The following is a 17,919-nucleotide window of genomic DNA, read 5'->3' as shown; positions in this document are numbered from 1 at the left end:
GCGAAGGCAAACGCCCCGCGCGGGGCATCGCGTGGTCAGTGTCCGGCGCCCAGCTGGCGCCACAGGAAGCGGTAGGTCAGCGCCCACACGTGCGCGGATTGCGCGTTGGTAGCGCCGGCGCCGTGGCCGCCTTCGGTGTTCTCGAAGTAGCGCACGTCCTTGCCGGCGGCGAGCATCTTCGCCGCCATCTTGCGGGCGTGGCCGGGATGCACGCGGTCGTCGCGGGTGGTGGTCCAGATGAAGGTCGGCGGGTAGGCCTGCGCCGGATCGAAACGGTGGTACGGCGAGAAACTGCGGATGTAGGTCCAGTCGGCGGTGTCGGGATCGCCGTACTCGGCCATCCACGAGGCGCCGGCCAGCAGGTGGCTGTAGCGCTGCATGTCCAGCAGCGGCACCTGGATCACCACCGCGCCGAACAGCTCCGGATAGCGGGTGAGCATGTTGCCGGTGAGCAGGCCGCCGTTGCTGCCGCCCATGATGCCGAGGTGCTCCGGGCTGGTGATGCCGTGCGCGATCAGGTCGCGGGCCACCGCGGCGAAGTCCTCGTAGGCCTTGTGCCGGTTGGCCTTGAGCGCGGCCTGGTGCCAGCGCGGCCCGTATTCGCCACCGCCGCGGATGTTGGCGACGACGTAGACGCCGCCCCCGCGTTCATCGGTATGCTCGAGCCAGCCCTTGCCGACGATGCCCGAGTACGCCGGCGTCAGCGAGACCTCGAAGCCGCCGTAGCCGTACAGCAGGGTCGGCTGCTTGCCGTCGTGCGGCACGCCCTGGCGGTGGACGATGAAGTACGGCACGCGGGTGCCGTCGGCGCTGCTGGCGAAATGCTGTTCGAGCACCAGGTTGGAGGCGTCGAAGAACGCCGGCATCGACTTCAGCTGCTCCGGCGTCTGCCCGATCTGCGCCAGCGACAGCGTCGTGGGCGTGAGGTAATCGGTCGCGGTCAGCCACACCGCGTCGCTGTCGTCGGCGTCCACCGCGCGCACGTCGAGGGTGCCGATGGCGGGCGCGCCGACGAACTCCGACGCGGTCCAGCCGGCCGCGCCCGGGGTCAGCACGCGCAGCCGGTTCTTGACGTCGTCGAGCACGTTCAGCACCAGGTGCGAGCGGGTCCAGGCGTAGCTTTCCAGCGAGGTCGTCGCGGTGGGCTCGAACAGCATCGCGAACTCGCGCCCGCCGGCCATGAACGCGTCGTAGTGCGTGGCCAGCAGCGCGCCGGCCGGATACGTGCGGCCGCCGACGGTCCACGGCTCGCGCAGCTTCACGGTCAGCCACTCGCGCTGCACGCCCTTTTCGCTGGAGTCGGGCGCCGCGACCTTGACCAGTGCGCCGCCGGGCAGCCGCTGGTACAGCGCCGTGTCGCGACTGTCCAGGTAATGCAGCACGAAGTCGCGCACGAATCCCGGAGTGTGGTCGCGCTCGGCGTAGACGCCGTAGCCGGCGTTGTCGGCGGGACCCTCGAACACGGTGGTCGCCGCCGTCAGCGGGGTGCCGCGCTTCCATTCCTTGGCGAAGCGCGCATAGCCGGCCTTGTTCGACGATTGCGGGCCGAAGTCGGTGACCGCGAACACGGTGTCCGCGTCGATCCAGCGCAGCGCGCCCTTGGCTTCGGGGCGGAAGAAACCGTCCGCGACCCACTGTTTCGTCGTCAGGTCGAACTCGCGGGTGACGTCGGCGTCGGCGCCGCCGCGCGACAGCGCGACCAGGCAGCGCCGGTAGTCGGGCTTGAGGCAGTCGGCGCCGTGCCAGACCCAGTTCTCGCCCTCGGCCTGGTTCAGCGCGTCCAGGTCGATGACGGTTTCCCACGCCGGCTCGGGCTTGCGGTATTCAGCCAGGGTGGTGCGGCGCCACAGGCCGCGCTCGTGCTGCGCGTCCTTCCAGAAGTTGTAGTAGTACTCGCCGAGTTTCTGCACCTCCGGGATCTTGGCGTCGGAATCCAGGATCGCGAGGAGGTCGGCCTGCAACTGCGCGAATTCCGGTCCGCTGGCGAGCTCGGCGTCGGTGCGCGCATTCTGCTGTCGTGCCCAGCCCAGGGCCTGGTCGCCGGTGACGTCCTCCAGCCACAGGTAGGGATCGGCGGTCTGGGCCTGGGGGTCGGCCACGGCGGGCTCCTTCGGATCGGTGGCAAGGGCCGGCGCGGCCAGGGCGAAAATTCCCGCGGCGAGCAGCGCGCGGCAGGCGGTCGGCAACGGCGTCATTCTGGCTCCGGCAACGGCATCGGGCCGGCCAATCTACCATCGGCGGCCGGTTCGCAGCCCGTGAGATGGGGCCGCGCCAGGCTGCGGGGCATCGTTCCGAAGAGACCCGCCATGGCCCGCCATCCCGTCCGCGACCCCATCGTTCCCGATCCGCGCCTGGTGCGGGCGCTGCACCGGATCGTCCTCGCCGGCGCGGTGCTGGTTGCGGCGCTGCCGGCCGCGCGCGGCGCCCACCCGTGGATCGGCGCGCTGTGGCTGTGGCTGCTGGCGATGCCGCTGGCCAGCCTGTGGGCGCTGCACGGTTGCCGCCTGCCGCGGTGGCGCGCGCCGGCGCCGGCCGTGGCGGCATCGCGCCTGCGCCGACGCGCGCCCCAGGCCCGGCGCCGGGTTCCGGCGCGCGCCGCCGCCCGCGCCGCCTACGCCGCCTGAACGGCAGCGGCCTAGTACCCGGCCGCGTCCAGCGCCCGGTCGGCGGCGTCGCGGCCGATGTCGACCAGCTCGCGTGCGCGCCAGAACTCGTAGAACTGGCAGGCGTCGCGCGGGATCCGGATCACCAGTTCCGGCGGGTCCAGCGCCAGGTGCACGCGCGCGATCTGCGCCTGCATGGTGTCCAGCGAGCGCGCCATCAGCTCGGTGAACCCCAGCTGCTCGCGCCCGCTGGCCAGCGCGCCGCGGCGTGCGAACCGCGCCCACCATCGGGAAGTACGGTCGCCGTTGCGGTGGTTGCCGGTGCCATTGCCGTTGTCGCTGCCGTTGTCGTCCGCGGCTGCCGGCGGGCCCGGCGGCCGTTGCGGCCAGCCGTGCATGTCCACCGCGACCAGCCGCTGCGCGCCGGACATGCGCGTGGCGGCGATCGGCAACGGCGCCAGCAGGCCGCCGTCCACCAGCGCCCGGCCCTGCACCACGTGCGGGGTGAACACGCCGGGGACCGCGAACGAGGCGCGGATCGCGTCCCACATGTCGCCGTGGCGCAGCCACACCTCGCGCTCGCGCAGCAGGTCGACCGCGACCGCGGTGAAGTCGATCGGCAGCTCCTCGATCCGCGGCGAGCCGGCGACCTCGCGCAGCGCCGCCACCAGCCGGGTGCCGGTGAACAGCGAGGCGCGCCCCCAGCCCGGGTCCAGCAGCCGCAGCATCGCGTTGCGGTCCATGCCCAGCAGCCAGTCGCGGTAATCGGCGAGCCGGCCCGCCGCGTGCAGGCCGCCGACCAGCGCGCCGCTGGAACTGCCGGCGATGGCGACGATGTCGAAATCGCGCGCTTCCAGCGCCTCGATCACCCCGATCTGCGCCAGCCCGCGGGCGCCGCCGGAACCGAGCACCAGCGCGACTTTCTCGCCGTGGCGGATCTTCGGGGCCTCGGCGCCGGGCATCGGCTCAGCGGTCGTAGTTGGCCAGCGCCAGCGCCAGCAGCGCGCGCGCCTGTTCGCGCAGCGACGGCGGGTCCACGATCTCGGCGTCGGCCCCGTAGTGCAGCACGTCCATCAGCAGCTCGCGCGAGGAGCTGTAGGGGAGCTTCAGCTCGTAGCGGCCGTCGGCGAGGAAGCGCCCCTGCTGCTGCGAGTGCCAGTGCTCGTCGGCCACCCAGCGCGCGGCGCGATCGTTGAACACGATCGTGGCCCAGCCCTTGGGCGCGCCGGAAAAAATGCCGTAGCTGCCGGCCAGGTGCTGGTCCAGCTCGGCCTCGGCGATGTCGCGGGCCGCCGCATCGAGCATCCGCGCCGCGCCGATGCGGTCGACCGAAAAACTGCGCAGCGCCTCGCGCTCGTGGTCGAAGGCGTCCAGGTACCAGTTGTCGCGGTAGTGGGTGATGCGCTGCGGCGAGACCGTGCGCCGGGTCTTCTCGCCGGTGGAACGGGCGCGGTACTCGAACGCCAGCTGGCGCCGCTCCAGCACCGCCGAACACACGATCCGGAACGCGGCCTCGTCCATTCCGCGGGTGCGGTGCGGGATCACCCGCACCCGCTCCACCGGCCAGCGCTTGCCGCTGGAATGCTCGTCCAGCAGCTTCTCGATCCGTTGCTGCAGCGGCGCCAGCGCGCCCGACAGCACGCCACCGCCGCTGCGCGCCAGCAGTTGCTGCGCGGCCAGCAGCGCGTGCAGTTCCTCGGAGTTGAGCCACAGGCCCGGCAACTCGAAACGCTCGCCCTCGGCCGGGTCGTAACGGAAGCCGGCCTCGCCGTCGCCGAGGATCGGCGCCATCAGCGCATCGCGCAGGAAAGCGAGATCGCGATACACGGTGGCGCGCGAGCAGCCGAGTTCGTCCTGCAATCGCGGTACCGTCACCGGGTAGCGTGCGGCGCGCAGGGTGCGATGCAGGGCAATGATGCGTTCGTAGCGGTCCATGCGCCGATTATGGCGCGCCCCGGGCGGCCGCGCCGCAGTCGCCATTTCCGGCCCCCCGCCGGCCTTGCCTGCCCCGTCCCCGGACCGGGCTCCGACCCGCCGCAGCGGTCGCGTCGCGGGCGATCCGGGGCGCCGCCGGCCAGGCTGGCGGCACCGGCGCGTCGCGCCGCGACTTCCGCCGCGCCCGCATGCACAATGCCGGCATGCGCGAGCCCCCGCTCAATACCTCGCCCTCGCCCGGGGAGGCCAAGACCACCACCTGCTACATGTGCGCCTGCCGTTGCGGCATCAAGGTGTGGCTGCAGGACGGGCAGATCCGCTACATCCAGGGCAACCCGGCGCACCCGGTCAACCAGGGCGTGCTCTGCGCCAAGGGCGCGGCCGGGATCATGCAGCACTACTCGCCGGCGCGGCTCCACAAACCGCTGCTGCGGGTGGGCGAACGCGGCAGCGGCGAGTTCCGCGAGATCGAGTGGGAGGAGGCGCTGCGGATCGCGACCGACTGGCTGGCGCCGATCCGCGCACGCAACCCCGACGAGCTGGCGTTCTTCACCGGCCGCGACCAGTCGCAGGCGCTGACCGGCTGGTGGGCGCAGCAGTTCGGCACCCTCAACTACGCCGCGCACGGCGGTTTCTGCTCGGTCAACATGGCCGCGGCCGGGCTGTACACCCTGGGCGGCAGCTTCTGGGAATTCGGCGAGCCGGACTGGGAGCACACGCAGTACCTGATGCTGTGGGGCGTGGCCGAGGACCACGACTCCAACCCGATCAAGCTCGGCCTGGGCAAATTGAAGGCGCGGGGCGCCAAGATCGTCGCGGTCAACCCGGTGCGCTCGGGCTACGGCGCGATCGCCGACGAGTGGATCGGCATCCGCCCCGGCACCGACGGCCTGTTCGCCTTCGCCCTGATCCACGAGCTGCTGCGCAGCGACCGCATCGACCTGGACTACCTGGTGCGCTACGCCAACGCCCACTGGCTGGTGCTGCGCAATCCCGGCGGCGGCGATGACGGCCTGTTCGCGCGCGACGCGGACGGGCATCCGTTGTGCTGGGATCGCAACGCCTCTGCTCCTCCCCCTGCGAAGGCAGGGGGAGGTGGGGAGGGGGTGGCTTTTAGCGCGGATGCTCCGCGGGCATCGGATGCTCCGCAGCCAAGAGCAACCCCTCCCCAGCCCTCCCCTGCCTTCGCAGGGGAGGGGGCAACGGCGCGCGCCGACGCCATCGACATTTCCCCTGCCGTGGTCGGCGAATACACCCTGCCCGACGGCCGCCGCGCGGTGCCGGTGTTCCAGCTGCTGGCCGAGCGCTACCTCGATCCGCAGTACGCGCCGGAGGCGGTGAGCGCACGCTGCGGCATCCCCGCCGCCACCATCCGCCGGATCGCGCGCGAGCTGGCGCAGGCCGCCTTCGACAGCAAGCTCAGCCTGCCGATCGCCTGGACCGATGCCTGGGGCCGCGAACACGCGGAAATGACCGGCCGCCCGGTGGCGATGCACGCGATGCGCGGCATCAGCGCGCACAGCAACGGTTTCCACACCTGCCGCGCGCTGCACCTGTTGCAGTTGCTGCTGGGCGCGGTCGACGCGCCGGGTTCGTTCCGCTACCAGCCGCCGTACCCGAAGCCGATCCCGTTGCCCAACCGCCCGGGCCGCACGCGGCGCGAGGACGGATCGCTGGACGCCGGCCCGCTCGGTTTCGTGCACGGGCCCGAGGACCTGCTGGTGGATGCCGACGGCGAGCCGCGCCGCATCGACCATGCCTTCTCCTGGGCCTACCCGCTGGCCGCGCACGGGATGATGCATACCCTGTTGCGCAATGCCTGGGCCGGCAACGTGTCCGGTAACAGCGCACAGAAGATCGACACCCTGCTGATGTTCATGGCCAACATGAGCTGGAACTCGGCGATGAACACGCGCGAGACCCTGCACTGGCTGACCGACAAGGACGCAAGCGGCGACTACCGCATCCCCCGCATCATCTACAGCGATGCGTACGCCAGCGAAATGGTCGCCTACGCCGACCTGGTGCTGCCCGATACCACCTACCTGGAACGCTTCGACGCGATCAGCCTGCTCGATCGCCCGATCTCCGATGCCGACGGCGTCGCCGACGCGATCCGGCATCCGGTGCTGGAGGCCGCGACCCAGGCGCCGGGACGCGACGTACGCGGCTTCCAGTCGGTGCTGCTGGAGCTGGGCGCGCGGCTGGGGTTGCCGGGCATGGTCCACGCCGACGGCTCGCCGGCCTACCGCGACTACGCCGACTACATCGTGCGCCACGAACGCGCGCCCGGCGTCGGCCTGCTCGCCGGCTGGCGCGGCGCCGACGGCAGCCAGCACGGCAAGGGGGCGCCGAACCCGGCGCAGCTGGACGCCTACATCGCCAACAACGGCCACTGGCGGCAGGAAATCCCCGAACACGCGCGTTATTACAAGATGGCCAACCGCGGCTACCTGGAGTGGGCGCAGCGCCTGGGTTTTGTCGCCTCGACCGCGCCGATCGTGCTGCAGCTGTATTGCGAACCGCTGCAGAAGTTCCGGCTCGCCGCGCTCGGCCATGGCCGGGTGCAACCGCCGGCGCAGCATCGCGCACGGGTGGCGACCTATTTCGACCCGTTGCCGATCTGGTACGAGCCCTTCGAATCCGCGCAAGCCGAAATCCTGCAGCCGCAGGATCCCGGCGCGGGCGATCGCAGCGACTCCCGCATGGCACCTGCTCCCCCTCTCCCGCCCGCGGGAGAGGGATGGGGTGAGGGCGAACGCCGGCCACCGCGCTACCCGCTGCACGCCGTCACCCAGCGGCCGATGTTCATGTACCACGCCTGGGGCTCGCAGAACGCGTGGCTGCGGCAGATCGCCACGCGCAACTTCCTGTACCTGCATCCGGGCACCGGCGCGGCATACGGCATTGCCGACGGGGACTGGATCGAGGTCGCCTCGCACCACGGCCGCATCACCGTGCAGGCGAAGTTCGCCGCCAACGTGCAGCCGGACACGGTCTGGAGCTGGAACGCGATCGGCAAGCGCAAACGCGCCTGGCGCCTGGCCAAGGATGCGCCGGAGTCGCAGCAGGGCTTCCTGCTCAACTACCTGATCTCGGACGTGACGCCGAAGGGCGATTACGCCAACGCCGACCCGGTCACCGGACAGGCGGCGTGGTTCGACCTGCGGGTGTCGATCCGCAAGGTGCAGGCCGCGCAGGCCGGCGCAAGCGCGCCGCAACTGCCGGAACTGGCCTTCGCCGAAGCCGACGCGCGCCCGCTGCGCTACGGCGCGCGCCTGCGCAACGCGCAACACCGCAGCCAGGCGGCGCCGGACGCGCCGCGCAGGGAGGCTGGCCCGTGACCGCGCTGCCGCCGCCGTCGAAGAAGAAGCTCGGGCTGGTGATCGACCTGGACATCTGCGTCGGCTGCCATGCCTGCGCGGTGAGCTGCAAGGAATGGAACGCCGGCGGCATCGCCGGGCCGCTGACCGACACCGATCCCTACGGCAAGGACCCCGATGGCGTCTGGTTCAACCGCGTGCACAGCTACGAGCTGGAAGCAGTCCCGGCTGCCGACGCGACCGGATCGACCGGCCAGCGCGCGCAGCGCGATGGCGCGCAAGGGAGCGCGACCTGCGCTACGACGCACGTCGCAAGCGCTCCCCAGCCGGCGCAGACCCTGCACTTCCCGCGTTCGTGCCTGCACTGCGAACAGCCCGCGTGCGTGACCGTGTGCCCGACCGGCGCCAGCTACAAGCGCGCCGAGGACGGCATCGTGCTGGTGGACGAGGACAAGTGCATCGGCTGCAAGCTGTGCAGTTGGGCCTGTCCCTACGGCGCGCGCGAGTACAGCGTGGTCGAAGGCGTGATGAAGAAATGCACGCTGTGCGTGGACCGGATCTACAACGAGCACCTGGAAGAGAGCGAGCGGCAGCCGGCCTGCGTGCAGGCCTGCCCGACCCGGGCGCGCATGTTCGGCGACCTCGGCGACCCGGACTCGGAGGTCTCGCAACGGGTCGCCGCGCGCGGCGGCGTCGCGCTGCTGCCGCAGCTGGGCTACCAGCCGGTCAACCGCTACCTGCCGCCGCGGCCGCGGCGCGCGGGCGACGGCGACGCCGCGGACGCCGCTGCGGAAGACAGCGCGGCCGGGCGCGACACGCGCAAGTGGCTCGACCGGCTCCTGCGCCGATGAATGCCGTCGGCAGCAGCCCAGCACGAACGCAAACCGACATGCGGGAACCCACATGAGCAGCAACAAACCCATCGAATTGGTCTCGACCACCCACACCATCGAAGGCCGCCGCATCCTCGCCTACAAGGGCCTGGTCGGCGGCGACGCGATCCTGGGCGCCAACCTGTTCCGCGACTTCTTCGCCGGCATCCGCGACCTGGTCGGCGGCCGCTCGGGCAGCTACGAGAAGGTGCTGCGCAAGGCCAAGCAGGAAGCGGTCGAGGACATGCTCGAGCAGGCGCGCGAACTGGGCGCCAATGCCGTGGTCGGCGTGGACCTGGACTACGAGACCATCCAGGTGCAGGACGGCGGCAGCATGCTGATGGTGTCGGTGTCGGGCACCGCGGTGGTGGTGGAAGCGGCATGAGCGGCCGCGATCGCGCCACGCCGGCGGCGCGCGCATGAACCCCGCGCTCTCGGTCATCTTCTTCACCACGCTGTCGGGCGCCGGCTACGGGCTGCTGTTCTGCAGCGCACTTGCCGCGCTGGCCGGCGGCGTCCCGGCGCGCGCGTTGCTGGTCGCCACGCTGCTGGCGCTGGTGCTGGCCAGCGCCGGCCTGCTGGCCTCGTTCTGGCACCTGGGCAAGCCGCTGCGCGCCTGGCGCGCGTTTTCGCAATGGCGCAGCTCGTGGCTGTCGCGCGAGGCCGTGGCCGCGCTGCTGACCTACGTGCCAGCGCTGCTGTTCGCCGCGGCGCTGTTGCCGGCGACGCTTGGCGCGCACGCGTCGGGCACCACGCCCGCCCTGAGCGCGGCCGGCGTCGCGGTCGCCTGCGCGCTGATGGCTTGCGCGCTGGCGACGGTGGTCTGCACCGCGATGATCTACGTCTCGCTCAAGCCGATCCCGGCCTGGCGGCACCCGCTGGTGCTGCCGGGATATCTGGGCTTCGCGCTGCTGTGCGGCGGCCTGTTGCTGGCGATGCTGGCGGCGCTGGCGGGAACGCCGCCGACGCCCGCCGCGGCCAAGGCCGGGATCGTGCTGGCGGCGCTGCTCGGCGCGCTGAAGCTGCATTACTGGCGCGCGATCGACGCCGCCGCGTTGCCGGCCACGCGCGGCGACGCCCTCGGCCTGCCGCAACGCAACGTGAGCGTGCTGGAGCGCCCGCATACCGAGGCCAACTACCTGACCCGGGAGATGGCGTTCGTGCTCGCGCGCAGGCACGCGCAGCGGCTGCGCGGGCTGGCGCTGGCGCTGTTCGCGGTAGTGCCGATCGCGTGCCTGTTCGCGCTCGGACGGGTGCCGGGCATCGACGCGGGCGCCTGGCTGGGGCTGGCGGCGCTGGCGGCGCTGGCCGGAGCGTTCGTCGAGCGCTGGCTGTTCTTCGCCCAGGCGCGGCACCTGGTCACGCTGTACTACTGACCGGCGTCGCAGCGCCGGCGCGCGGATTTCGGGATCGCTGAATACGCCCGCATAATCGCCGCTTCCCGCAGTCAGGAGTTGCGCGATGTTCGCGGCCTGGTGGCTCGCCGTGCTCGTCCCGCCCGTGTTCGTGCAGCCGCTGCCGCAGGCCGCGGATGTCGACGCGGCGATAGCGGACGTGCCCGCGGTCGTCGCGCTCGCCGGCGGCCGCGCGTCGCTGCAACGCCCCTGCCGCAGCCTGGCCTGCCTGCAGGCGGGTTGGGCGTTGCCGCCGGCGCCGGTGTTCGCCGTGCATGCGGCGCGCGATCCGTTCGCGCTGCCGGCGCCGCTGCCGCCCGCGGCCGGCGGCGGCCTGTACGTCCCGGCCTCGCGCAGCGACTGGCTCGGCACCTACGGCAGCAACTGGCGGCTCGGCGCGCGCTACGGCATCGAGGCGATCCGGCAACCGGACACGCAACTGCGGATCGAGCTCGGCAGCGGCTACCGCCTGCAACCCTACGTCGACGACGGCACCGCCGGCACCGGCCCGGTCGCGCGGGGTCGCGTCGACTGGACCCAACGGCTGGGCGAGCGTGCGCAACTGCGCCAGCAGCTGCAGGTGGAAACCGGGCGCCACGACACCTACCTGCGCAACTCGCTGCTGCTGGAGCTGGTGCTGCAACCCAACTGGACCCTGCACTCGCGGCTGGAATTGCGCCACGACAGCGCCGCCGCGGACACCACCACCCAGGGCACCGTGCAATTGCGCTACGCGTTCTGAGGCGACGGCAGCAGGGCGCCGGCGCCGGCCTGCAGCAGCTGCTGCGCCACCCGCAGGCCGAGCGCGTCGGGCGCATCGCTGCGGCCGAGCGCCTGCGCGCGCACCAGGGTGCCGTCGGCGGCGGAGCCGACCAGGCCGTCGAGCGCCAGTTGCGCGCCGTCCAGCCGCGCGAACGCGGCGACCGGTACGTGGCAGCTGCCGTGCAGGGCGCGGTTCATCGCCCGCTCGGCGTCGCTGCAGGTGCGGGTGTCGGCGTGGTCGAGCGCCGCGCACAGCGCCAGCGTGGCGGCATCGTCGTCGCGGCATTCGATCGCGATCGCGCCCTGCGCCGGTGCCGGCAGCCACTGCGGCGGCTGCAGCCGCGTGCGGATGCGGGCGTCGAAGCCCAGCCGCTGCAGCCCGGCGCAGGCGAGCACGATCGCGTCGTAGGCGCCGGCGTCGAGTTTCGCCAGGCGGGTGTTGACGTTGCCGCGCAAGTCCAGCAGCTGCAGGTCCGGGCGCTGCGCGCGCAGTTGCGCCTGCCGGCGCAGTGAGGAAGTACCCACGCGCGCGCCCGCCGGCAGCGCGTCCAGGGTGTCGCACTGGTTGCTGACGAAGGCGTCGGCCGGATCGCCGCGCTGCAGGACCGCCGCCAGCGCGAACCCCGGCTCCAGCTCCATCGGCACGTCCTTGAGCGAGTGCACCGCGCAGTCGGCATCGCCGCGCTGCATCGCCAGCTCCAGCTCCTTGAGGAACAGGCCCTTGCCGCCGATCGCCGCCAGCGAGCGGTCCAGCACCTCGTCGCCGCGGGTCGACAGCGGCACCAGTTCCACCGCCAGCCCGGGGTGCGCGGCGCGCAGCGCCGCCGCGACGTGTTCGGTTTGCCACAGCGCAAGCGGGCTCTTGCGGGTGGCGATGCGCAGGATGGTCATGCCGGCATTATCGACCATGCGGCGGCCTTTCCCCTCTCCCCTGCGTTGAGGTGCCGTTCCCTGCACCCCGCCTGCGGGGAGCAGGTGCCGCAGGCGGATGAGAGGCCGGCGGAGCGACGACAAGCGGGTGCGTCGTCACTCGATCCGCGCGTCGAGCCGCACCCCCTCACCCTGCCGTGCTGCGCACGGCTGTCCCTCTCCCCGCAAGCGGGGCGAGGGAGTGGTCCGGCGGGGACGGGGCGAGGGAGTGGCCCGGCGGGGACGGGGGTGAGAGGGCAGCCCGGCGTGGAACAGGGCGCGGTGAGCAGCCCGGCGCGGCGAGTGGCGAAGGTGGAAGACTTGCGCAGCGCGGCGCGGGGCGAGGAGGGAGTAGCCCGGGGCGAGGGAGTGGCCCGGCGCGGGAGGGGGCCGTGGGGCCGGCTACAAGCGCCGGATCGTCTCGCGCAGGGCGGCCACGCAGCGGCGGCTGACTTCCAGCGGGCGCTCGCCGTGGCGCAGCAGCGCCTGCATGTGGCCGTCGGCGCCGCGCCTGAGTTCGAGGATCTCGTGCCGCGCCACCAGGCAGTTGCGGTGGATGCGCACGAAACGCTCGCCGAATTCCTCCTCCAGCGACTTCAGCGATTCCTCGATCAGGTCCTCGCCGCGGGCGTGGTGGACGACGACGTACTTTTCCTCGGCCTGCAGGTAGTGCACGTCCTCGACCGGGATCAGGCGCAAGCTGCCGCGCAGGCGCGCGCACAGGTGGGTGCGGGCCTGGCCGGGCTGCGCGGCGCCGGCCTGGTCGCGGCCGGCGGCGAAGGTGCGCACGCGCTCCAGCGCGGCGGCCAGGCGCTCGGGACGCACCGGCTTGACCAGATAGTCGATCGCCTGCGCGTCGAACGCCGACAGCGCATGCGCGTCGTAGGCGGTGCAGAACACCACCGCCGGGCGCGGCTCGAATGCGGCCAGGTGGCGCGCGGCCTCCAGGCCGTCGATCCCGGGCATGGCGATATCCAGCAGCACCAGGTCCGGGGCGTGCTCGGCGCAGGCGTGCAACGCGGCGTGGCCGTCGCCGGCCTCGGCCACCACCTCGACGCCGGGCTGCGCGGCCAGCAGCTCACGCAGGCGCGCGCGCGCCAGCGGTTCGTCATCGACGATCACGACCTTCATGGGAGCCGCCATGGACATGGTGTCGCCCTCGCCAGCACTGCGCGCGCGCCGCCGCGTCCGCTTCAGCCGGCTGGCACCGGGGCCGCGAGCGGCAATTGCAGTTCGCAGCGATAGTAGCCCGCCTCCCAGGCCGACGTCATGCCCGCCTGCGGGCCGAACGCGTAGGCCAGGCGATGGCCGATGCTGCGCTGGGCGTGCTGCGCGCCACCGCCATCGCGCTCGCGCGGCGGCGGCGCCGGGTTGCGCACCGCGATCCGCAGCCGCTGCGCCTGCACCTCCAGCGCGATCTCCACGGTGCCGCCCTGCGGCAGCCGCGCGATGCCGTGCAGCACCGCATTCTCGACCAGCGGCTGCAGCAGCAATCGCGGCAGCGGCTGGTCCCAGGGCAAGGGTTCGCGGCGCTCCCAGGCGACCTGCAGCCGCGGCCCCAGACGCAGCGCTTCGATCGCCAGGTAGCGCTCGGCCAGTTCCACTTCCTCGCGCAGGCTGGAATCGGACTCGCCGGCGCCCAGCGCGGCGCGGAACAGGTCCGACAGGTCCAGCAGCGCGCGCTCGGCCAGCGCCGGGTCGCGCCGCACCAGGCCGGCGATCGCGTTCAGGCTGTTGAACAGGAAATGCGGCTTGATCCGCGCCTGCAGTGCGTCGGCCTGCGCGCGCGCGCTGGCACGCACCTGCGCCTGCCAGCCGTCGACCGCGTACAGGTAGCGCAGCACCACCGCGGTGATCAGCGCCGCGATCGCCGCGCTGCCGAGCGCGAACTGCGGCAGCCGCACCCCGGCCGGCACCAGGCCGTAGCCGAGGCTGCGGTCGAGCTGGTGCAGCAATGCCGCGCCGAGCAGCGCCACCAGCGTCGCCGCCGCGACCGCGGCCAGCGCGCCCAGCGCCTTGGGCAGGCGCGAGAGCTGCCGGCGCGAAGCGCACAGCAGCACTGCGATGGTCAGCGCCAGCCACAGCGCGAAGCCGCTGGCGGACACCACCCGCTCCGGGGTCCAGCGGGTGCCGCCGTCGGGCGCCAGCGCCAGCACCAGCACCACCAGTTCGGCGACGCCGAACATCATCGCCAGTCGCGGCAGGCGGCACAGGTCCGGCAGCCAGGGTTCGGAGTCGCCGCTGCGCGCCGGATGCATGCTCAGCCCGCGGCGAAACGCCGCGACAGCCAGTCGCCGAGGTCGCGGATTTCCTCCGCGCACACCGTATGCCCCATCGCGTAGCAGTGCCATTCCAGCGCGAAGCCGAGCGCGTGCAGGGCGCCGGTGCTGCGCTCGCCGGCGGCGTAGGGCACCACCGGATCCTGCAGGCCATGGGCCATGAACACCGGTTGCGCGCGCGCGTCCGGCGCCAGGTCGGCCGGCGGCGGCAGCGGCAGATAGGTCGACAGCGCCACCAGCCCGGCCAGCGGCCGGGTCCGGCGCAGGCCCGCGGCCAGCGCGATCGCCCCGCCCTGCGAGAAGCCGGCCAGGATCAGCCGTTGCGGCGGGATCCCGCGCTCGCCCTCGCGCGCGATCAGCACCTCGACCTTGCGCACGGAGTGCAGCACGCCGTCGCGGTCGGCGCGTCCGCCGCCGCCCAGCTCGTCGGCGCTGAAGTCGCGGATGTCGTACCAGGCGCGCATGCGCGCGCCGGCGTTGATCGTCACCGTGCGCAGCGGCGCGTGCGGGAACACGAAGCGCAGCGGCGGCCAGTCGCCGCGCACCAGCTCCGGCACGATCGGGGCGAAATCGTGGCCGTCGGCGCCCAGGCCGTGCAGCCACAGCACCGTCCATTGCGGTGCGGCGGCGGTCTCGTGTTCGACGGTGTCCAGGGCGGCATCGAGGTCCATTGCCGCATTGTAGGCATGGCGGCCCCGCAGGCGCGGCCGCGGCCGCGCTCCGGGGATCCGCGCAATTGCAGCCGCTGCTACGCGGGCGTGCCGCGCGCGTGCTCCGGCCCGATCCGGAAGCGGCAGACATGGCCGCCGCGGACGATGCATTCCATGTGGTGGATGCGGCGCCCGGTGGCCGCCTCCATGTAGGCCAGGTCGAACTTGCACACCTGCGGGTGCTGCCGCGCCAGCGCATGGAACACGCAGTTGAAGGCCTCCACCTGCCATTCCTCGCCGTGCCGCGCCGGCAGCGCCTCGTAGCCCAGCGCGTCCAGCCGCTGCGCCAGCGCGCGCGCCAGGGCCTCGGAGCCTTCGCCGGCCTGCAGCGTCGGCTGCGTGGCGGCGACGGTGGCGCCGAGTTCCTGCAGCAGGGCGCCGACCTCGGCCTCGCCCATGCGCGTGTGCAGCTGCGCCAGCAACGCCGCGGCGATGGCGCCATAGTTGCGCGGAAACAGCTCGCGACCTTCGACGGTCAGGGCGAAACGCGCCTGCGGGCGGCCGCCGGTCGGGCGCGACTGCACCCGCTCGACGTAGCCGCGCACGGTCAGTGCGGTCAGGTGCTGGCGCACCGCGTTGTGGCTGACGTGCAGCCGCTCGCACAATTCCTCGACCCCGCAGCCTTCGGCGGCCAGCAGCAGCTGCCGAAGCAGCCGCTGCTGGGTGTCGCCCAGGCGCGCCAGTGCCTGCGCCACGGATCAGCTCGCCTTGTCCGGGAACTGCTTGGCGATCGCCGCGGCCAGCGCATCGGCGATGGAGTCCATGTGCGCCTGCATCGCGGTCCATTCGGCGGCTTCGCCGGCGGTGTCGTCCTTCAGGATCAGGTCGATCTGCGAGGAATGGTGCGCGCCGTGCGCCAGCAGCAGGCCGCGGACGGTGTCCTCGGGCAGGTTCGGGTTGGCCGCGGCGAGGAACTTGGCGATCTCGCCGGCGTTGGCGGTGAGGTCGGCGAACGCCTTGTCGGCGCCGGCGGTGTCGTTCTTGGCGCGCGCGTCGGTCAGCGCCTGCACCGCGCCCCAGTGGCCGGCCAGCAGGGTCAGCATCTGGTCGCCACCGGCCTGGCCGTAGAAGCCGGCGACCGCGTTGGCGATGTCCTTGGCATTGGCGACCACCGCGTCGGCCGCGGCCTTGGCGTCGGCGGCGTTGCCGGCGTGCACGGCCAGCGCGTAGTCGCGGGTGTGGACGATGTGGCCGTGCCACAGGTCGCGCATCGCGGCCTGCAGCTGCGGCGCGGGGACCGCGGCGGCGGCCGGGGCGGGAGCGGGCTCGGCCGGGGCGGCCTCGGTCGGGGCGGCGGCTTCCGGCGCGGCCGGCGGCGGGGTCTGGGTGCAGGCGGCCAGTGCCAGCGCGCTGGCGAGGCCGAGGAGCTTGAGCGGAGTGGACATGACGAGGGTCCCGATGGCGTCGCGGAATGCGACTGCGGCTAGCCTGCGCGCTTTCACCCTACATGTCAGTCGAATATGTGTAAAGCTGCCACGCAGCCCCTGTCGGCAATTGCGGCCAGCCATGGCGCCGGAACCAGGCGCGTCGGACCCCGGCGCGCAAGGACGCCGCGCCGGAGCCGCGCCGTCGGCACCCGCCCGGCGTCGCTGCGGCGCCCGGGCCGAGGCCGCGTCCGCGGGGCCGGTCCGCCAGACACGGACCCGGCGCCGCTGCGCACGCGCGCATGGCCGGGTCGCCGGCACGCCACGCCTTGGCCCGTCGGGCCGCCGGCGCGGGCGCGGCACCTCAGTGCCGCTTGTCGAGCATCGCCCCGCGCTGCTGTTCCGCGCGCGCGGCGCCGATCGCGGTTTCGACCTGCTTGACCTCCTCCGGCGGCGGCAGCACCGCCGGCAGACCGAGCGTGTCGATCCACAGTTCGCGGGTCCAGCCGGCGGTGTGGTAGAGGTGGTGGTCCTCGTCCTTCTCCACCGCCGCGAACGCCCGCCGCAGCACCGAGGCGTGCTCGCCGCGGCCGTGCTCGGCGACGTGGCCGATCAGTTCCCAGTTGAGGTGGTCCTTGGTCTCGGCCAGGACCACGCATTCGCCCGCGACCCGTTCGGCGGCGGCGGCGTCGCCGGCTTTCTGCGCCATGCGCATGGCCTTGACCAGCGATGTGCCCAGATGTGCGACCACCTGCCGGCCCGGGGTCTGCCGCGCCGGGTCCAGCCCGAGCGCCTCGAACACCGACAACAGCACCTCGCGGTGGGTGCGGGTCTGCTCCAGGTATTCGTGCCATTCCCGGCGCAGGTCGTCGTTGACCGCGCACCGGACCGCCGTCTCGTAGACGGCGATGCCGCCGATCTCGGTTTCCAGGGCCTGATACAGCAGTTCGTTGAGTTGCTCGTTGTCGTATACGCGCTTGGCCATGCGGGGACTCCAGGCTGGGGGTTGCGGATTCGCGGCGACGCACGAGCGGTCACCCGCGCGATGCCGGCGGATCTTCCCAAGGCCGCCGTTAGCGCCACGGCACGGCGGGGTGAGCGCCGCGCTCACGCCACGGAAGCGGGCGCGCGCCGGCAGCGGGGGCGCAGCGAAGGCGGCACGGCGTGCCGACCTGCGGCCCGGCGTGCAGGGCGCCGAGCGACGCAGGCGCAATGCTGCGCGGACTCGGCGCAGCCGCGCGACGTGGCAAGGTCGCAAGCCGATGCCTATCGATGCGGGCGCAGTGCAGCGCTGCGCGGACGCAGCGCCGTGCGGACGCCGCAGCCGCACGGCGGCGGGCGCCGCCGGTCGCGCGAACGCCCGGCCGCGGCTCAGGCGTCGGTCGTCGCCGCGCGCTCCGCCTCCGCGGCCAGCGCTTCGGCGCGGGTGGCGTGCACGGTGCCGGGCGGATGCTGCGGCGGCGCGTAAAGCGTGTACAGCCGCAGCCGCTGGTCGCCGACATTGACCAGGTTGTGGCGGGTGCCGGCCGGGACGATCAGCAGCGCGCCTTTGCGCAGCGGCCTGCGCACGCCGTCGAGCACCGCCTCGCCCTTGCCCTTGACCACCACGAACGCCTGGTCGACCTCCTCGTGGACCTCCTCGCCGATGTCCTCGTCCGGCTCCAGGCACATCAGCACCAGCTGACTGTGCGCATTGGTCGCCAGCTCGCGCCTGAAATCCTTGTTGCGTTTCGCCAGTTTCTTGATTGCACCCAGGAACACGGCCACG

At 72.9% G+C, this 17,919-nt stretch carries 17 protein-coding genes; 6 read left to right on the top strand and 11 right to left on the bottom strand.

The features are described 5' to 3' along the window. Positions 1-35 precede the first annotated feature (35 nt). Complete coding sequence (locus D0Y53_RS04580) at positions 36-2,195, bottom strand: prolyl oligopeptidase family serine peptidase (protein WP_117202015.1); 2,160 nt, start codon at positions 2,193-2,195, stop codon at positions 36-38. Positions 2,196-2,306: 111 nt separating this feature from the next. On the opposite strand from D0Y53_RS04580, the gene D0Y53_RS04575 reads away from it, so the two are divergent. Continuing rightward, on the top strand, positions 2,307-2,624 hold the full coding sequence (locus D0Y53_RS04575; RefSeq protein WP_117202014.1) for a hypothetical protein: 318 nt from the start codon (positions 2,307-2,309) through the stop codon (positions 2,622-2,624). 11 nt (positions 2,625-2,635) lie between these two features. On the opposite strand, the gene D0Y53_RS04570 is transcribed toward D0Y53_RS04575, so the two are convergent. After that, entirely contained in the window at positions 2,636-3,565 is a 930-nt protein-coding gene (locus D0Y53_RS04570) for a patatin-like phospholipase family protein (protein ID WP_117202013.1), read from the bottom strand. Positions 3,566-3,569: 4 nt separating this feature from the next. After that, positions 3,570-4,538 carry a helix-turn-helix transcriptional regulator gene (locus D0Y53_RS04565; RefSeq protein ID WP_117202012.1) on the bottom strand — a complete coding sequence of 323 codons (969 nt, stop codon included), beginning with the start codon at positions 4,536-4,538 and terminating at the stop codon, positions 3,570-3,572. A 203-nt stretch (positions 4,539-4,741) separates the two neighbouring features. On the opposite strand from D0Y53_RS04565, the gene D0Y53_RS04560 reads away from it, so the two are divergent. The 5 genes from D0Y53_RS04560 to D0Y53_RS04540 all read left to right on the top strand — a co-directional run bounded on the left by D0Y53_RS04560 (position 4,742) and on the right by D0Y53_RS04540 (position 10,869). Continuing rightward, positions 4,742-7,882: a molybdopterin oxidoreductase family protein gene (locus D0Y53_RS04560; protein WP_158550572.1), complete on the top strand. Its 3,141-nt coding sequence runs from the start codon at positions 4,742-4,744 to the stop codon at positions 7,880-7,882. Beyond that, positions 7,879-8,712: a 4Fe-4S dicluster domain-containing protein gene (locus D0Y53_RS04555; RefSeq protein WP_117202010.1), complete on the top strand. Its 834-nt coding sequence runs from the start codon at positions 7,879-7,881 to the stop codon at positions 8,710-8,712. Before D0Y53_RS04560 ends, D0Y53_RS04555 begins: the two co-directional genes overlap by 4 nt. 52 nt (positions 8,713-8,764) lie before the next feature. Beyond that, positions 8,765-9,118: a heavy metal-binding domain-containing protein gene (locus D0Y53_RS04550; protein WP_117202009.1), complete on the top strand. Its 354-nt coding sequence runs from the start codon at positions 8,765-8,767 to the stop codon at positions 9,116-9,118. A gap of 34 nt (positions 9,119-9,152) precedes the next feature. Beyond that, positions 9,153-10,109: a dimethyl sulfoxide reductase anchor subunit family protein gene (locus D0Y53_RS04545; RefSeq protein WP_117202008.1), complete on the top strand. Its 957-nt coding sequence runs from the start codon at positions 9,153-9,155 to the stop codon at positions 10,107-10,109. Positions 10,110-10,194: 85 nt separating this feature from the next. Beyond that, complete coding sequence (locus tag D0Y53_RS04540) at positions 10,195-10,869, top strand: DUF481 domain-containing protein (RefSeq protein ID WP_117202007.1); 675 nt, start codon at positions 10,195-10,197, stop codon at positions 10,867-10,869. Here the strand turns inward: D0Y53_RS04540 and hemC are convergent. From hemC to D0Y53_RS04500, 8 genes are all read right to left on the bottom strand, one after another. Then, positions 10,857-11,780: a hydroxymethylbilane synthase gene (gene hemC / locus D0Y53_RS04535; protein ID WP_117202006.1), complete on the bottom strand. Its 924-nt coding sequence runs from the start codon at positions 11,778-11,780 to the stop codon at positions 10,857-10,859. The genes D0Y53_RS04540 and hemC overlap by 13 nt on opposite strands. A gap of 420 nt (positions 11,781-12,200) precedes the next feature. Beyond that, entirely contained in the window at positions 12,201-12,929 is a 729-nt protein-coding gene (locus D0Y53_RS04530; protein ID WP_117202005.1) for a LytR/AlgR family response regulator transcription factor, read from the bottom strand. Between the two features lie 62 nt (positions 12,930-12,991). Further along, positions 12,992-14,056, bottom strand: a complete 1,065-nt coding sequence (locus D0Y53_RS04525) for a sensor histidine kinase (RefSeq protein WP_117202004.1) — start codon at positions 14,054-14,056, stop codon at positions 12,992-12,994. 2 nt (positions 14,057-14,058) lie between these two features. Then, a complete protein-coding gene (locus tag D0Y53_RS04520; protein WP_117202003.1) occupies positions 14,059-14,748 on the bottom strand; it encodes an alpha/beta hydrolase in 690 nt (229 codons plus the stop codon). A 77-nt stretch (positions 14,749-14,825) separates the two neighbouring features. Next, positions 14,826-15,482, bottom strand: a complete 657-nt coding sequence (locus D0Y53_RS04515) for a helix-turn-helix transcriptional regulator (protein ID WP_117202002.1) — start codon at positions 15,480-15,482, stop codon at positions 14,826-14,828. 3 nt (positions 15,483-15,485) lie between these two features. Next, the gene (locus D0Y53_RS04510) at positions 15,486-16,172 is read right to left on the bottom strand and encodes a hypothetical protein (protein WP_117202001.1); all 687 of its coding nucleotides are present in this window, start codon (positions 16,170-16,172) and stop codon (positions 15,486-15,488) included. Positions 16,173-16,515: 343 nt separating this feature from the next. Continuing rightward, complete coding sequence (locus D0Y53_RS04505; RefSeq protein ID WP_117202000.1) at positions 16,516-17,136, bottom strand: hypothetical protein; 621 nt, start codon at positions 17,134-17,136, stop codon at positions 16,516-16,518. A gap of 386 nt (positions 17,137-17,522) precedes the next feature. Further along, positions 17,523-17,918 carry a cupin domain-containing protein gene (locus tag D0Y53_RS04500; protein ID WP_117201999.1) on the bottom strand — a complete coding sequence of 132 codons (396 nt, stop codon included), beginning with the start codon at positions 17,916-17,918 and terminating at the stop codon, positions 17,523-17,525. Position 17,919 lies beyond the last annotated feature (1 nt).

It is taken from the genome of Cognatiluteimonas weifangensis (assembly GCF_003416885.1).
GTDB lineage: Bacteria > Pseudomonadota > Gammaproteobacteria > Xanthomonadales > Xanthomonadaceae > Cognatiluteimonas > Cognatiluteimonas weifangensis.
The sequence above is the reverse complement of the archived record's forward strand: the minus strand, read 5'-3'. Positions and strand labels throughout refer to the sequence as shown.

Coding starts and splice junctions, on each gene's coding strand:
- D0Y53_RS04580 (WP_117202015.1), bottom strand. CDS start 2,195: ATGACGCCGTTGCCGACCGCCTGCCGCGCGCTGCTCGCCGCGGGAATT.
- D0Y53_RS04575 (WP_117202014.1), top strand. CDS start 2,307: ATGGCCCGCCATCCCGTCCGCGACCCCATCGTTCCCGATCCGCGCCTG.
- D0Y53_RS04570 (WP_117202013.1), bottom strand. CDS start 3,565: ATGCCCGGCGCCGAGGCCCCGAAGATCCGCCACGGCGAGAAAGTCGCG.
- D0Y53_RS04565 (WP_117202012.1), bottom strand. CDS start 4,538: ATGGACCGCTACGAACGCATCATTGCCCTGCATCGCACCCTGCGCGCC.
- D0Y53_RS04560 (WP_158550572.1), top strand. CDS start 4,742: ATGCGCGAGCCCCCGCTCAATACCTCGCCCTCGCCCGGGGAGGCCAAG.
- D0Y53_RS04550 (WP_117202009.1), top strand. CDS start 8,765: ATGAGCAGCAACAAACCCATCGAATTGGTCTCGACCACCCACACCATC.
- D0Y53_RS04545 (WP_117202008.1), top strand. CDS start 9,153: ATGAACCCCGCGCTCTCGGTCATCTTCTTCACCACGCTGTCGGGCGCC.
- D0Y53_RS04540 (WP_117202007.1), top strand. CDS start 10,195: ATGTTCGCGGCCTGGTGGCTCGCCGTGCTCGTCCCGCCCGTGTTCGTG.
- hemC (WP_117202006.1), bottom strand. CDS start 11,780: ATGACCATCCTGCGCATCGCCACCCGCAAGAGCCCGCTTGCGCTGTGG.
- D0Y53_RS04530 (WP_117202005.1), bottom strand. CDS start 12,929: ATGAAGGTCGTGATCGTCGATGACGAACCGCTGGCGCGCGCGCGCCTG.
- D0Y53_RS04525 (WP_117202004.1), bottom strand. CDS start 14,056: ATGCATCCGGCGCGCAGCGGCGACTCCGAACCCTGGCTGCCGGACCTG.
- D0Y53_RS04520 (WP_117202003.1), bottom strand. CDS start 14,748: ATGGACCTCGATGCCGCCCTGGACACCGTCGAACACGAGACCGCCGCC.
- D0Y53_RS04510 (WP_117202001.1), bottom strand. CDS start 16,172: ATGTCCACTCCGCTCAAGCTCCTCGGCCTCGCCAGCGCGCTGGCACTG.
- D0Y53_RS04505 (WP_117202000.1), bottom strand. CDS start 17,136: ATGGCCAAGCGCGTATACGACAACGAGCAACTCAACGAACTGCTGTAT.